The 14,290-nt window shown below is 73.5% G+C and carries 11 protein-coding genes; 8 read left to right on the top strand and 3 right to left on the bottom strand.

The window, feature by feature from the left end:
- Positions 1–87 precede the first annotated feature (87 nt).
- Both J2S41_RS10125 and J2S41_RS10120 read left to right on the top strand, forming a co-directional pair.
- Positions 88–1,155: a septum formation family protein gene (locus tag J2S41_RS10125; protein WP_310365972.1), complete on the top strand. Its 1,068-nt coding sequence runs from the start codon at positions 88–90 to the stop codon at positions 1,153–1,155.
- A gap of 118 nt (positions 1,156–1,273) precedes the next feature.
- On the top strand, positions 1,274–3,469 hold the full coding sequence (locus tag J2S41_RS10120) for an MMPL family transporter (protein ID WP_310365969.1): 2,196 nt from the start codon (positions 1,274–1,276) through the stop codon (positions 3,467–3,469).
- 41 nt (positions 3,470–3,510) lie between these two features.
- Here J2S41_RS10120 and J2S41_RS10115 read toward each other — a convergent pair whose 3' ends face one another.
- Positions 3,511–4,692, bottom strand: coding sequence for an FAD-dependent monooxygenase (locus J2S41_RS10115; protein ID WP_310365966.1), 1,182 nt, complete (start codon positions 4,690–4,692; stop codon positions 3,511–3,513).
- A 144-nt stretch (positions 4,693–4,836) separates the two neighbouring features.
- Between J2S41_RS10115 and J2S41_RS10110 the strand changes: the two genes are divergently transcribed.
- Both J2S41_RS10110 and J2S41_RS10105 read left to right on the top strand, forming a co-directional pair.
- Positions 4,837–6,030 carry a sensor histidine kinase gene (locus tag J2S41_RS10110; RefSeq protein WP_310365963.1) on the top strand — a complete coding sequence of 398 codons (1,194 nt, stop codon included), beginning with the start codon at positions 4,837–4,839 and terminating at the stop codon, positions 6,028–6,030.
- Entirely contained in the window at positions 6,027–6,686 is a 660-nt protein-coding gene (locus J2S41_RS10105; protein ID WP_310365960.1) for a response regulator transcription factor, read from the top strand. The genes J2S41_RS10110 and J2S41_RS10105 overlap by 4 nt, the downstream gene beginning before the upstream one ends.
- Before the next feature lie 181 nt (positions 6,687–6,867).
- Here the strand turns inward: J2S41_RS10105 and J2S41_RS10100 are convergent, their stop codons facing one another.
- On the bottom strand, positions 6,868–8,262 hold the full coding sequence (locus J2S41_RS10100; RefSeq protein ID WP_310365957.1) for an MFS transporter: 1,395 nt from the start codon (positions 8,260–8,262) through the stop codon (positions 6,868–6,870).
- A gap of 274 nt (positions 8,263–8,536) precedes the next feature.
- On the opposite strand from J2S41_RS10100, the gene J2S41_RS10095 reads away from it, so the two are divergent.
- The 4 genes from J2S41_RS10095 (at position 8,537) to J2S41_RS10080 (ending at position 12,876) form a co-directional block, all read left to right on the top strand.
- Positions 8,537–10,555, top strand: a complete 2,019-nt coding sequence (locus tag J2S41_RS10095) for an ATP-binding protein (RefSeq protein WP_310365954.1) — start codon at positions 8,537–8,539, stop codon at positions 10,553–10,555.
- Positions 10,556–10,767: 212 nt separating this feature from the next.
- Positions 10,768–11,217, top strand: a complete 450-nt coding sequence (locus tag J2S41_RS10090) for an SRPBCC family protein (RefSeq protein WP_310365951.1) — start codon at positions 10,768–10,770, stop codon at positions 11,215–11,217.
- A 28-nt stretch (positions 11,218–11,245) separates the two neighbouring features.
- Positions 11,246–12,430 carry an MFS transporter gene (locus tag J2S41_RS10085; protein ID WP_310365949.1) on the top strand — a complete coding sequence of 395 codons (1,185 nt, stop codon included), beginning with the start codon at positions 11,246–11,248 and terminating at the stop codon, positions 12,428–12,430.
- Between the two features lie 32 nt (positions 12,431–12,462).
- A complete protein-coding gene (locus J2S41_RS10080; RefSeq protein WP_310365946.1) occupies positions 12,463–12,876 on the top strand; it encodes a Dabb family protein in 414 nt (137 codons plus the stop codon).
- Between the two features lie 80 nt (positions 12,877–12,956).
- Here the strand turns inward: J2S41_RS10080 and J2S41_RS10075 are convergent, their stop codons facing one another.
- Entirely contained in the window at positions 12,957–13,985 is a 1,029-nt protein-coding gene (locus J2S41_RS10075; RefSeq protein WP_310365943.1) for a glycoside hydrolase family 11 protein, read from the bottom strand.
- Positions 13,986–14,290: the final 305 nt, after the last annotated feature.

Genomic DNA, 14,290 nt, shown 5'->3' with positions numbered 1-14,290 from the left:
CGCCACGCCGGTGGCGGCCTGCGCACCGCTTGATCGGGATGGCTATGGTCCTGCCCGTCGAACCACTGTGGAAGGGCACGGGGGCACGTGAGTCTGACGGAAGCCGCATGGGGCGAGGAGAAGGACCGGTACGGCGGAGGGGCGCGGGACTGGGCGCCGGTGCCGCACCGGATCAGCGGTCTCGCGGTCGCCGGCGTGGTGGCCGGGGTGGCGTCGATCGTGGCGGTGCTGCTGATCGGGCTGGCGTCGCTGTTCTTCGCCGTGCCGGCCGCGGGCTTCGGGCTCGCGGCCGTGATCCAGGTCCGCCGTGGGCTGCGGCGCGGGCTCGGGCTAGCGGTGTCGCCGCTGCTGCTGACGGTGGTCTGGGCGGTGCTGCTGGCGGTCGGGCTGGGCGGGTCCGCGGCGGCGGCGAAGCGGTACGAGTCGGTCACCGGCCTGCGGGCGGGCGACTGCTTCGACCGCACCGAGGGCGACCCGGAGCGGCCGTTCATCCCGGCCGGCGTCGAGCGGCGCGACTGCACGGCACCGCACGACGCCGAGTTGCTCGGCTGGGCGACGACCGACGATCAGCGGTACGAGTTCCGGGCGTACCCGGGTGAGGCGCTGCTGTCCGAGTGGGCCGCGGCCGGTTGCCGCCGGATCCACCGCGACGTGATCATCGATCCGCCGACCCAGCCGGCCGGCGCCCACCTGCGCTGGTACGTGCCCCGCGAGACCGAGTGGGCGAAGGGCGGCCGGGCCATGTCCTGCTACCTGTCGTTCGACGGCGAGCGCCCGTCCCGCCCGGCCCGGCTCACCTCCGACCGGGTCACCGAGGTGCAGCTGCGGTTCCTGGTGGCCGTGCTGGACATCCGCTACCACGCGCCGATCGCGCTGGCGGACGGCCCGATCGCGGACCGGCGGACGGCCGCGGCGAAGGTCGCCGCCGGATACAGCCTGCTTCCGTCGCAGCTCGGCCGCGGACCCTGGCCCGCGGCGGCGGAGCCCGCGATCGCGCGGCTCGCCGAGGAGTCCACGGAGGCCCGGGACCGGTGGATGACGGTGGCCGAGACGCGCACGGACGAGTCGTTCACGGAGGCGCTCGCCGCGGTGGGCCCCGCCACGCCCACGGACGCCGAACTCGCCGCCCGCGCCGCGCTCGGCCTGACGCCGTAGCAACCTGAGGAGGTCAGGGGCCAGTCCTCAAGAAGTCGTCAAGCCCGACGGGGGCCGGCCGTCAAGCCGGGGAGCCAGGGTGAGCAGGTCTTCAATCCCTGCTTGAAAGGGCAATCCGATGGCTCGGTTCCTGTACCGGTTGGGCGCGGTCGCCGCGCGACGCCGGCTGATCTTCCTGGGTGTGTCGCTCGCGGTCATCACCGCGGCGCTGGGCGCGATGTTCGTGTTCGCGGGCTCGTTCGCGCCCGGTCACGCCATTCCCGGCTCTCCCGGCCAGCTCGCCCTGGAGAAGGTGCGGCAGCACTTCCCGCAGGAGGGCGGCGTCGAGGGCGACATGGTGTTCGTCGCGCCGAGCGGCGCGCGGATCACCGACGAGGCGGTCGCCGCGCAGGTGCGCGCGGCGGCGCAGCGGGTCCGGGAGGTGGAGCACATCGCCGAGGTCGGCGACCCGCTGGAGCAGGTGTCCGCGGACGGCCGGGTCGCGGTCGTGTCGCTCGCCTTCGACGTCCCGTCGGGCACCGAGGTGGAGCCGGCCCAGCAGGAGACGGTACGTGCGGCCGGCGCCGCCTACGGCGAGCGGTTCGGCGCGCACGGCGGCCGGGTGTTGTTCGGCGGTGACGCCTTCGAGGAGGAACTCGAGCCGTTCGGCACTCCGGAGATCATCGGCCTGGGCGTGGCGCTACTGGTCCTGCTGGTCACGTTCGGCTCGATGCTGGCCGCGGGCATCCCGATGCTCACCGCCGCGCTGGGCGTGGGCGGCACCGCGGCCGGCACGCTGCTGGCCGCGAACCTGTTCGACGTCTCGCAGAACGCGCTGACGCTGGCGCTGATGCTGGGTCTGGCGGTCGGCATCGACTACGCGCTGCTGATCGTGTCGCGGCACCGCGACCAGCTCACCCGGGGCATGGGCATCCCGGATTCGATCGCACTGGCCACCGCGACCGCGGGCAGCTCGGTGTTCTTCGCCGGCCTGACGGTGATCATCGCCCTGGTCGGGCTGACGCTGGCCGGCGTACCCATGCTGACCTCGATGGGTCTGGCCGCGGCCGGCGCGGTCGCGATCGCGGTGGTCCTCGCGCTGACGATGCTGCCCGCCATCCTGTCGCTGGCCGGCGAGGGGCTGCGCCCGAAGCCGGGCTCGCGGGCCGCGCGCCGCATCCTGCGCACCCGCTCGGGCGGCGCCGCCGCGGCCTGGGTCGGCCTGGTGATCCGGCACCCGTGGAAGATGCTGGTGGCGGTGGTGCTCGGGCTGGCGGTCCTGGCCGTCCCCGCGGCGCAGCTGCAGCTCGCGCTCAACGACAACGGTTCCGCGGCCCGGGACTCCGAGCCACGGCAGGCGTACGACCTGATCGCGGACGCGTTCGGCCCCGGCGTGAACGGCAAGCTGGCGGTGCTGGTGGAGGGTGACTCGGTCGCCGCGACCGCCGAGGCCGTGGTCGACACCGTCACGCCGATGGCCGGCGTCGTGGAGGTCAACGGGCCACTGATCGCCGAGGACGGCCGGGCCGCGGTCGTGCAGATCGTGCCCGCCACCGGCCCGCGCGACGGCGCCACCAGCGCCCTGGTCGAGGACCTGCGTGCCGCGCTCGCCCCGATCGGCACGGGCGCCGGCGATTACGTCGAGGTGACCGGCCTGACCGTGGTCAGCCTGGACGCCGTGAAGCAGCTCAACGGCGCGCTGCTGCCGTTCACCGTGGTGGTGGTCGGGCTGTCCCTGCTGCTCCTGCTGATCGCGTTCCGCTCCTGGACGGTCCCGCTCAAGGCCACCGCCGGGTTCCTGCTCTCGGTCGGCGCCGCGTTCGGTGCCATGGTCGCGGTGTTCCAGTGGGGCTGGGCGGCCGGACCGCTCGGCGTGCCGCTGGTCGGCCCGGTGCCCAGCTTCGCCCCGATCATCGTGATGGCCGTGCTGTTCGGGCTGGCCATGGACTACGAGGTCTTCCTGGTCTCGGCGATGCGCGAGCACTACGCCCGCCACCGGGACGCCACCGAGGCCATCCGCGCCGGCGGCCGCGACTCCGGGCGGGTGGTCGTGGCCGCGGCCGTCATCATGATCATCGTGTTCGCGAGCTTCCTGTTCTCCCACGATCCGAACGTCATGCCGATCGCGCTCGCGCTGGCCTTCGGCGTCCTGGTCGACGCCTTCGTCGTCCGGCTCACGCTGGTCCCCGCCGTGCTGAAGCTGCTCGGCGACCGCGCGTGGACGCTCCCCCGCTGGCTCGACCGGATCGTCCCCGACGTCGACGTCGAGGGCCACCACCTGACCGGAGAGAAGCCGCCGGCCACCACCGCCCGCGAGCCCGAGCTCGTCGGATGAGGCCCTCGCGGAGGCCGGCGGACGCCGGCCTCCGCGCCGTTTCAGGGGGTGGCGAAGGTGGGCAGCCGGAGCGCGGTGTGGGCGGGACGCCCGCCGGGCTCCGGCACGGCGGTGAGGTCCCGCAGTGCGGCGTTGCGCCGGGCCAGCGCCTCGGCCGTGCGCGGCACCAGCCGGGCGTCGCCCGCGGTGACCAGCGCCTGGTTGGCCTCCGCGAACGGACGGGTGGCCCGCTCGTAGGCGGCGAACGCGGTCCGGTGATCGGGGTTGACCGCCAGTTCGCCGGCCAGCATGTACGCGCCCACCAGTGCCAGGCTGGAGCCCTGACCGGTGAGGAACGACGGCGCGTGCGCGGCGTCACCGGCCAGCACGACGCGCCCGGCCGACCAGTGGGGCAGCCGGATCTGACTGACCACGTCGAAGTAGAGGTCGTCGGCGGCGCGCATCGCGTCGACCATCCCGGCGACGATCTCCCACTCGTCGTCGGCGAACACGGCGGCGACCAGGTCGCGCTGGGCGGCCGGATCCCGGAACGCGTGGAACGGCGGTTCGGCGCGGGCGAAGCAGAGGAGGCCGTGCAGGGTCTCGCCGTCGCCCACGGCGTAGCGTATGGCGCCACGGCCCGGCGCGTTCCAGATGACGCCCTCGTGCGACAGGCCCGCGTCGTTGCGCATGGTGAAGCCGGCGAAGCAGTAGCCGAGGTAGCGGTGGAACGTCTCCTCGGGGCCGAAGGCCAGCGCCCGCACGCCGGAGTGCAGCCCGTCCGCGCCGACGACGATGTCGACCGTGCGCCGGGCGCCACCGCGGAAGGTCACGTCCACGCCGCCCGGGTGCTCGTCGAGCGCGACGATCGCGTCGTCGAACAGGAATTCGACCTCGTCCCGGACCGCGTCGTAGAGCAGCCGGGTGAGATCGCCGCGGACCACCTCCAGGTCGCGGCCTTCGCCGCCGCCGGCGAGCGCCTCCGGGCGGAGCGAGGCGACCGGGCTGCCGTCGGGCTCGAGGAAGGTCAGCGCGCGGGTGTCCACGTGGGCGGCGCGCAGCGCGGGGAGCAGCCCCATCCGCTCGACCACGTCCACGGCGGTGCCCCGGATGTCGATCGGGTAACCGCCGCCCCGCGGCGTTCCGGCCTTCTCCACGACCGTGACGTCGAAGCCGTGACGACGAAGCCAGTAGGCCAGCGCGGGGCCGGCGATGCTGGCTCCGGAGATCAGCACGGTGCTCATGACAGCCCCCGAATCTCGAACGTTCTCATGGCCCCGATGCTGACCGACCGAGCTGACCGGCTCCGCAGAGCTTCTGAGAGAAGTCTCGGCACCCCATATCCTGGATCGGGCACGCACCGATGTGGACCACGGAGGCGAGGCACCGTGCGGGTACGTTCCGGCCGCCGCCAGGGCGCGTGGTGGCGGGAGGCCGCGATCACGGCGACGGCCGGTGCGGTCTGCCTGGTCGGTGCCGCCGTGCGGCCCGACGGCACGCTGTCGCCGCCGGACGCCGCGGCCTGGCTGATCGCCGTGGTGTCCTGCGGCGTGCTGCCGCTGCGGCACCGGGCGCCGCCGGCCGTGCTGCTGGTCACGACCGTGGCCGTGCTGCCGGCGCAGCCGCTGGGCCTGCTGCTGAGCCCGTTGATCGAGGCCGCCGTCGTGGTCGCCGCCTACGGCTACGCGCTCACCGCGCGCACCGAGGTACGCGCGGCGGTCGCGGTGCTGCTCACGTCCGGGGCGCTGCTGGCCGCCGCCGTTCCCTCCCCGGCGGACCAGTCGTGGCAGGACGCGGGCCGGATCGGCGCGGTGGCCGCGTTCCCGCTGGTGGCAGGCGTGCTCGGGCACTCGGTACGGACCCGGCGGGCCTACCTGGCGGCCGTGGAGGACCGGGCCCGGCGCGCCGAGCGGAGCCGGGAGGACGAGGCCCGCCGGCGGGTGGCCGAGGAGCGGCTGCGCATCGCCCGGGAGCTGCACGACCTGGTGGCCCACCAGATCACCCTCGCGAACGCGCAGGCCACGGTCGCCGCCCACCTGTTCGACGTGCGCCCGGAGCAGACCCGGCGGAGCCTGACCGAGCTCGTCGAGACCACCGCCCAGGCGCTCGACGAGCTCCGGGCGACCGTCGGCCTGCTGCGCTCGTCCGGGGACCCGGACGCGACCGCCGAGCCGGCGCCGGGACTGTCCCGGCTTCCCACGCTGCTGGACTCGTTCCGCCGCGCGGGTCTGGCGGTGTCCGTGGACGAGGACGGCCCGGCCCGGCCGCTGCCGCCGGGCGTGGACCTCACCGCGTACCGCATCATCCAGGAGGCTCTGACGAACGTGACCAAGCACGCCGGTACGGACCGCGCCCGCGTCCGCCTGAGCTGGGACCCGGAGCGCGTCACCATCACGATCACCGACGACGGCCCGGGTGCCCGCACCGCGCCCGATCGCGCCCCGGGTTACGGCCTGATCGGGATGGCCGAGCGCGCCGCCGCGGCCGGGGGGAGCATCGCCACCGGCCGGCGCCCGGGCGGCGGCTTCCAGGTCCGCGCGGAGCTGCCGGTCCCGTCGCGCGGGGAGAACGCGCGACCGTGACGCTCCGGGTGCTCCTCGCCGACGACCAGGCCCTGCTCCGTCAGGCGTTCCGCCTGCTGCTGGACAGCGCCGACGACATCACCGTGGTGGGTGAGGCCGCCGACGGCCGCGACGCGGTGCGGCTCGCGCGTGAGCTGCGCCCCGACGTGGTGGTCATGGACATCCGGATGCCGGAGCTGGATGGCCTGCGCGCCACCTCGGACATCTGCGCGGACCCGGACCTGCGCGACACCCGCGTGCTGATCCTCACCACCTACGAGACGGACGAGCACGTCGCCCAGGCGCTGCGCGCGGGCGCCGGCGGCTTCATCGGCAAGGGGATCGGGGCGGAGGCGCTGCTGGACGCCGTGCGCACGATCGCGGCCGGCGACACGCTCCTCTCCCCCGCCGCGACCCGCTCGCTGGTGGCCCGGTTCCTGGCCACGCCGGACGAGCAGCCGCGGCGGGATGCCGTACCGCTGGAGGTGCTCACGGCCCGGGAACGGGAGATGGTCGCGCTGGTCGCCACCGGGCTGTCCAATCAGGAGATCGCTGAGCGGATGTTCCTCAGCCCGTTCACCGTCCGGGCGCACGTGCAGCGCGCCATGACGAAGCTGGGCGCCCGCGACCGGGCGCAGCTGGTCGTCCTCGCGTACCGGTCGGGCCTGGCCCGCTGACGGCGGCGCGGCGGCCTCGTTCTCCCGCCGGGTCCGGCAGTACCAGTGCCGACTGCGCCGTCCGGGGCGTCGCGCGGTGCGCCGGCCCGCTCCACCACCGTGACCGCGAATCCGGCCCGGTGCAGCCAGTACGCCAGCGCGGGCCCGGCGATGCTCGCCCCGGACACCAGAACCGTGGTGGTCATGCGCGAACCCCGTTCTTCCTGATCCGGATGAGAGTGAGCGCCGACGCGGCGATCAGGCCGGCCGCGACGAACCCGGTGACGAACGCGGCCTCGGCCGGCACGCCGGTCGCCGCGTCGGTCCCGGCGGCGAGGATCACGCCGCCGGCCTGGGCGCCCACGATCACGCCGACCAGGCGGGTCACCACGAGCAGGCTGGTCGCGATGCCGGTGTCCCGGGCGTCGACGGCCGAGGCGGTGCCGGCCAGCAACGCGGTGGTGCCGGCTCCGGCCGCGAACGCGGTCAGCACCTTCGCGACGGAGAGCTGCCACGCGGCGTCGTGCAGCAGGGCCAGCCCGATCATCGCGACCGCCGTGACGGCGATGCCGGCGACGACCACGGCGCGCGGGCCGAAGCGCCGGGCCGCGAACCCGCCGATCGAGTCGCTCACCGCGCCGGCGATGGCGCCGGGCAGCAGGAGCAGCCCGATCTGTGTGGTACCGAGCCCGAATCCGTACCCGTCCGCCGGCGCCGCGAACAGCTGCGGAAGCAGCAGCACCACCATCCCGAAACTGATCGACATGACGAACGTGAGCACGAACGCGCTGCGCATCGCCGGCCGGCCCAGCATCCGCAGGTCGACCATGGGCGCGGACGCCCGGCGCTCGACGACGACCCAGCCGGTGGCGAGCGCGGCCACGGCCGTCACGACCGCGGCGGCCGCGAGCGGCGGCAGGTCACCGCCGGTCACCGTGACCAGCGCGACCATGAGCGCGAGCAGCGTGCCGCTCAGCAGTACCACGCCGGGCCAGTCGATCGGGTCGTCGGACGCCGCGGGCGGGTCGTCCGGCATCAGCCGCGCCACGGCCACGGTCGCCGCGATGATCACCAGCGTCGGCAGAGCGAACATCCACTGCCAGGAGAGTCCGTGCGCGATGGGCCCGGCGACCAGCGTGCCGATCACGCCGCCGCCGGTGAACAGCGCGAGCACCACGCCGATGGCCGCCTGCGACTCACCGGCCGAGAGGTGCCGGCGCACCAGGATGAAGGAGAGCGGCAGCGCGCCCACCATCACGCCCTGGAGGATCTGGCCGACCAGCAGTGCCGGCAGGTTCGGCGCGGTGCCGGCCAGCAGGCCACCGGCGGAGACCACCGCCATCAGCCAGAGCAGCACCCGCCGTCCGCCGTAGCGGTCGCCGAGTTTGCCGGCGACCGGGGCGAGCACCGCGCCGGTGATCAGCAGCGCGTTGGCGACCAGCGCACCTTCTGCCGGGCTGATCCCCAGCTCGCGCTGCAGCAGCGGAAGCGCGGGCTCCACCACCGATTGCAGGGTGCCGAGGGAGAGCGCCAGCACGCCGAGCGCGCCGACGGCCCGCCTCCCGATGCGGACCGGGGAGACCACGGGTGTGGACACGGCAACTCCGTTCATGTGGTGAGCAGATCGACGTCTCCCACACTCCGGTTCGGCGCCCCGCCCGGCATCGTTCTCCGCCACCGTTCCCGGCTGGTCCGTCCACACCAGGCCTGCGGGCGCGACTGGTGCGTACGCACCAGAGCGCGCATCCTGACCTGCGGCTCAACCGCCGGCCGCGGGTGTGATCAGCGCGGCATCAGGGCGAGAACCCGTGCCCGTCATCGGTACCTTGGCAGGATTCGCGGTGTCGTCGGGTCGGAGGGGGAGATCGGCGGTGGGTACCGAGTCGCGGCCGGCGGTCCGGTCGCTGGGTGAACGGTTACGGCAGGCGCGTTCCCGGGCGTTCGTCGGCCGGGAGGAGCAGGTGGCGGCGTTCGGGGCGGCGTTGCGCAACGAGCCGTCCGCCGCGCTCGTCTTCTACCTGCACGGTCCCGGCGGCGTCGGCAAGTCGACGCTGGTCCGGCATCTGGCCGACGAGGCGCGGCACGCCGGCCGGCTGATCGTCGAGCTGGACGGGCGGTTCGTCAGCCACTCGCCGGCCGACTTCGAGCGGACCGCCCAGGCGTTGCTCGACCGGCCGGACGCGGTGCTGATGGTCGACTCGTTCGAGCACTGCCAGTGGCTGGAGACCTGGCTGTGGCAGCGGTTCCTGCCCCGGATCGCCGAGGGCGCGCTGGTGGTACTCGCCGGCCGGCAGGCGCCGGCGACCGAGTGGACCGCCGATCCCGGCTGGGCGGGCGCGCTGCACGCGGCCGAGCTGGGGCCGCTGACCGAGGAGCAGGCGAGGCGGCTGCTGACGGTCAACGGCGTCCGCCCGGAGAACACGGAGGCGGTGCTGCGATTCGCCGGCGGCAACCCGCTCGCGCTGTCCCTGGCGGCGGCGGCCGATTCGGCGCGCCCGGGTGCGGCGCAGGAGTGGTCGCCGTCTGCCTCGGCGCTGGGTACGTTGATCGCCGGCCTGATCGGGGAGGTGCCGTCGCCGGAGCACCGGCGGGCCCTGGAGGTCGCCGCGCAGGCGTACAACACCACGGAGCGGCTGTTGCAGGCCGCGCTCCCCGGGCTGGACTCGCACGCGCTGTTCGCCTGGCTGCGCGGCCTGCCGTTCATGGAGTGCACGCCGCACGGCTGCTACCCGCACGACGCGGTCCGGGAGTCGGTCGTCGCCGACCTGCGGTGGCGGGCGCCGGAGGCGTTCCAGGCCATGAAGCGCACGCTCTCGGCCGAGTACCTGCGCCAGATCCGGGAGCTGCCGGAGCGGCAGGTGCTCGGCGTCATGAGTCAGCTGTTCTACCTGTTCCGCGACCTGAAGAAGGTGCGCGACCTCTACGTGTGGCCGCGCACGGGCCAGGTGCAGGACGATCCGCTGCGGCCGGAGGACGTCGACACGGTCGTGCGGATGGCGGCCGACACGGAGGGCCCGGAGTCCGCGGCGCTCGTCCGCTACTGGGCCGGCAAGCAGCCCGAGGGGTTCAGCGTCTACCGGTCGATCGACACCGGGAAGGCCGTGGCCTTCGTCGCCCGCCTGGAGTTGCCCGCCCCGCCGGACCCGGAGGACGTGGCGGTGGATCCGGTCGTCGCGGCGGCCTGGGAGCACTGCACCAGCACCGCGCCGCCCGCGCCCGGCGAGCACATAGCGATAACCCGGTTCATCATCCATCCGGAGGCCTACCAGGTGCCGTCGCCGGTGACCAACCTCCACCATTCCCGCGTGCAGGCGACGGCGGCGCGCAGCCGGGGCCTCGCCCAGGGGATGATCGTGCTGCACGACTGCGAGCTGTGGGGCCGGCTGCTGCGGGGAGCTCTCACCGACGCCGGCGTGCGACCGCGGGTCGGCGACCGGACGTACGGGCTGTTCGTCACGGACTGGCGGCAGGTGCCGTTCGAGATGTGGCTCGACCGCATCCTGGACGAGACCGAGGTGCCCGCGCCGGCACCGGCCATCAGCCGCGCGGACTTCGACCGGTCGGTTCGCGAGGCCCTGCAGAACTGGCGCTCGCCACGCGCGTTCGCCCTGAGTGAGCTGCTGCGATCGCGGCCGGTGGCGGACGCGGACGATCCGGTGGCAGCCCTGCGCGCGCTGGTGCAGCAGGCCGTGGACGAGGTCGGCCGGGACTCCGGGCTGCTCAAGGCCCACCAGGCGCTGGTCGCCACGTACTTCTCCGGCGCGCCCACCCAGGAGGCCGCGGCCCGGCGGTCCGGCATGTCGTTCAGCACCTACCGGCGTCACCTGCGCCAGGGCATCGACGCGGTGTGCTCCTCCCTGTGGGAGACCCGACTGCGCTTCCGGGGCTGACCGCCGGCCACCACATCCGCCGCCCGTGCGCGCCCCCGTTCCGGGGCGGGCCCGGGCGGTTTCGCGTTGCCGGCTCCGCGCGAGCTGAACAGCGATGACCAGTGTTGGACAGCCGATGACCAGCCGAAGACCGGCCGCGGCGACCACAGTTCACAACGTACCGGAGAACGCGGGGCGGTTCGGACGAGCCGCTCCCACCTGGAGGGACAGACATGGCCATCACCGACATCGACCACGACGCCGCCGTCGTCGTCCGTCACGAGATCCGCATCGACGCCCCGATCGACCGGGTCTGGGCGCTGCACACCGACGTCAACAACTGGACCGGGTGGCAGACCGACATCGACACCGCGTACGCCGACGGGCCGCTGCGGCCGGGCTCCACGTTCCAGTGGACGACCGCGGGTATGTCGATCGTCTCGACGGTCTACGCGGTCGACGCGCCGCACCGAATCCTCTGGGGTGGTCCGGCGCACGGCATCGTCGGCATCCACGAGTGGACCTTCACCGCCGACGGCGACACCACCGTCGTCGGCACCGCGGAGTCCTGGGACGGCAACCCGGTCCGTGCCGACCCGGAAAACCTGCGCCAGGCCCTCGACGCCTCGATCGTGTCCTGGCTCGAGCGGCTGCGCGAGGCCGCCGAGACCCCGGCCTCCTGAGTCCGGTCCGGCCCGCGGAGACGAACCCATGACGACCACCTCGGCACCGCCGCGGCGACCGGCGACCGCCGCGCGCGCCACCATCCTGGCCTCGGCCGGCCTGACCATCATGGCGGCGGCGATCATCGCCCCCAGCCTGCCCGCCATGACCACCGCGTACGCCGGCACCCCGGCGGCCGAGGTCCTGGTCCGGCTCACCCTCACCGTGACGTCGCTGGCCATCGCGGTCACCGCACCGGTCGCCGGGCTGCTCGCCGACCGGATCGGACGGCGACCGCTGCTGCTCGCCTCGCTGGCGCTGTACGCGCTCGCCGGCACCGCCGGATACCTGATCACGGACCTCGGCGTGCTGATCGCCAGCCGTGCCCTGCTCGGCGCGGCCGTGGGCGGCGTGATGACCGCCGTCAGCACCGTCATCGCGGACTGGTTCGACGGTCCGGCCCGGGCCAGGTTCCTCGGACTGCAGCAGGCGTTCGCCAGCCTCGGCGGCGTGGTGTTCCTGCCGCTCGCCGGCGTGCTGGCCGGCGTCTCCTGGCGCGCACCGTTCCTGCTCTACGCCGCCGCCGCGCTGATCCTGCCGGCCGCCGCGCTCTTCCTGGGAGAGTCGGCCCGGCGCACCGGCCCGGTGGGCGGCTCCGCCGCCGAGGTCACGGCGCCGGCCGGCGCGAGCCGGGAGATCATCGGGGTGTACGCCCTGGCGGCCGCCGCCACGGTGATCTTCTACATGGCCCCCACGCAGCTGCCGTTCTGGCTCACCGCCTTCGGTACCGGCACCGCCGTGACCGGCATGGTGATCGCCGGCAGCACCCTGACCGGCGTCGTCGGGGCGCTGGCCTTCCCCGGGCTGCGGCGGCGCCTGCGCCCGGCCACGATCACCGCGCTCAGCGTCGCGCTGCTCGGCGCCGGCTGGACGGTCGCCGGAACCGCGAACACGCTGGCGCAGCTCGCCGCGGGCGTGCTCATCGGCGGTGTGGGCGTCGGGCTGGTGGTGCCGAACCTCAACACCCGGCTCGCCGAGCTCGCCGCACCGGCCCGGCGCGGGCGCGTCCTCGGCGGCCTGGTCATGGCGATCTTCCTCGGCCAGTTCCTGTCACCCCTGGTCGTGCAGCCCGCCGTCGACCTGTTCGGCATCGCCGCGACCTTCACGTACTCCGGCGCCGTCCTGCTCGCCGGCGCCGCGACGAGCCTCATCGCCGGCTACCTCCGGCGCTGAGGATCCCATCCGAATCACAGAGGAGAAGAAAGATGATCTACCACGGTAACCGCATCAAGATCAAGGAAGGCGTCACGCCGGAGGAGCTGGAGATCGCGCTGGAGAGCCTGCGCAACCAGGGCCGGGTGATCCCGTCGGTGAAGTCGTTCGTGGTCGGTCCGGACTTCGGCGGCGAGTTCGACTGGGGCGCGGTGTTCGTCATCGAGGACCTGGACGGCTACTGGGAGTACCTGACCCACCCGGCCCACTCCAACACCGACCGGGTCGGCCTGCCGCTGGTGGAGAAGTTCCACTCGTTCGACATCACCGACGACCCGGACCCGGAGATAGGCGCCAAGATCGCCGAGCTGCACCGGCGGCGCTACGCGAACGACGCCGAGCTGACCAAGCTCGTGGCCGACCTGCCGGAGTACACCGGCAGCAGCGCGCCGGAGTCGGCCGGCTAGGCACCCGGGCTCCGTACGACACGGCCGAGACGACGGTGGTCGTCTCGGCCGTGCGCGCTGCCGCGGTGCGGGGTGCCGGGTCAGCCGGTGGTGCAGGTGATCGTCGGCCACGTCCAGTTGCCGTTGGCCATGATGGTCACGCCGAAGTTGTTGCCGTTGCCGTTGGGCCGCGCGGTGACGCTGCCCGTGGTGCCGGTGACCGCGGCGTTCCAGCTGTTCTGGATGCTCTGGCCGCCGTTGAGGTTGAGCGTCACGGTCCAGTTGCTGGCGTTGCTGACCGCGACGTTGAGGTTGAACCGGTCGCCGTACTGGTCGCCGGCGGACAGGGTCGCGGTGCAGTTGCCGCCGCCGGGGTTGCCGGGAGTGGTCGGGCCCGGGGTCGGGTTGCCGCCGCCGCCCTCGCGGACCGTGATGTCGGAGCTGCCCTGGCTCTGGTAGCCCTCGGTCGCCATGATCTGGTAGCTGTGGTTCGTCCCGAGGTTCAGGCCGGCGCGGGCCCAGGCGTCGAAGTGGTTCGCGGTGGTGATGGTGCCGCTGCTGCGCTTCTGCTGGCGGACGCTCCAGAACTGGTAGAACGTGCAGCGGTCGCCGTCGATGCAGGGCTTGTCGACCCGCTGGCTGCGCAGGATGTCGTACGTGCCACCGTCGGTGGTGACGGTGCCGAACCGGGTCGCGCCGCTGCTCGGGTTGAAGCTGCCGAAGTTCTCCACGATGTAGTACTCGATGAGCGGGTTACGCGTCCATCCGTACAGGGCGAGGTAGGTGTTGTTGTTCCCCGGGTTGTACGAGCCCGAGTAGGTGACCGTCCGGCGGCTGCCGGTGGCCCAGCCCTTGCCGCCGACCCAGTTGTTGGTGCTGCGGTCCCAGCTGCTGGTGTACCGCCCGTTCTCGCGCAACGTCACGCTGGCGTTGCCACTGTCCTTCCAGAACGAGAAGAAAAAGCCGTTGTGCGTGCCGGTGGTGTTCGAGCTGACGGTCCGGTCGGCCTCGGCATGCGCGGTGCCGGTCAGCGCGATGCCCGAGATCGCGACCATCATGGCGCAGGCGGCACCGAGGAGCATCCGGATGCGGCCGCGGCGACTCCTCGGAGCGGGGGAGGTGTCGGTCATGGTGTTGCTTCCTCTTCGTGTCGGCTGGCACGGGGCCAGCGGCTCGGTGCGACCCCGGCGGCCGGGTGACGACGGCGGCGTGAGCGGCGTCGTGCGACACGGGCGCGTCGTCCCAGTCGGCCGGAGGGGTGGACCGTGGTGGGTGACATCGACAGACATGAACGCCTATCGATGCCGATCGTAGGGTTGCGGCCGTTACCTTGGCAACAACTTCCGGCAATTATCCGGAAACATCGTTTCGGCCGCATCCGCCGGTGCACGGCTTTTCCCAGGTGAGCGGGGAGCAAGGCGTTCGCGAATGGCCA

Origin of the sequence: Catenuloplanes atrovinosus (assembly GCF_031458235.1) — a bacterium.
In the GTDB taxonomy this organism is placed as follows: Bacteria; Actinomycetota; Actinomycetes; order Mycobacteriales; family Micromonosporaceae; genus Catenuloplanes; species Catenuloplanes atrovinosus.
The sequence above is the reverse complement of the archived record's forward strand: the minus strand, read 5'-3'. Positions and strand labels throughout refer to the sequence as shown.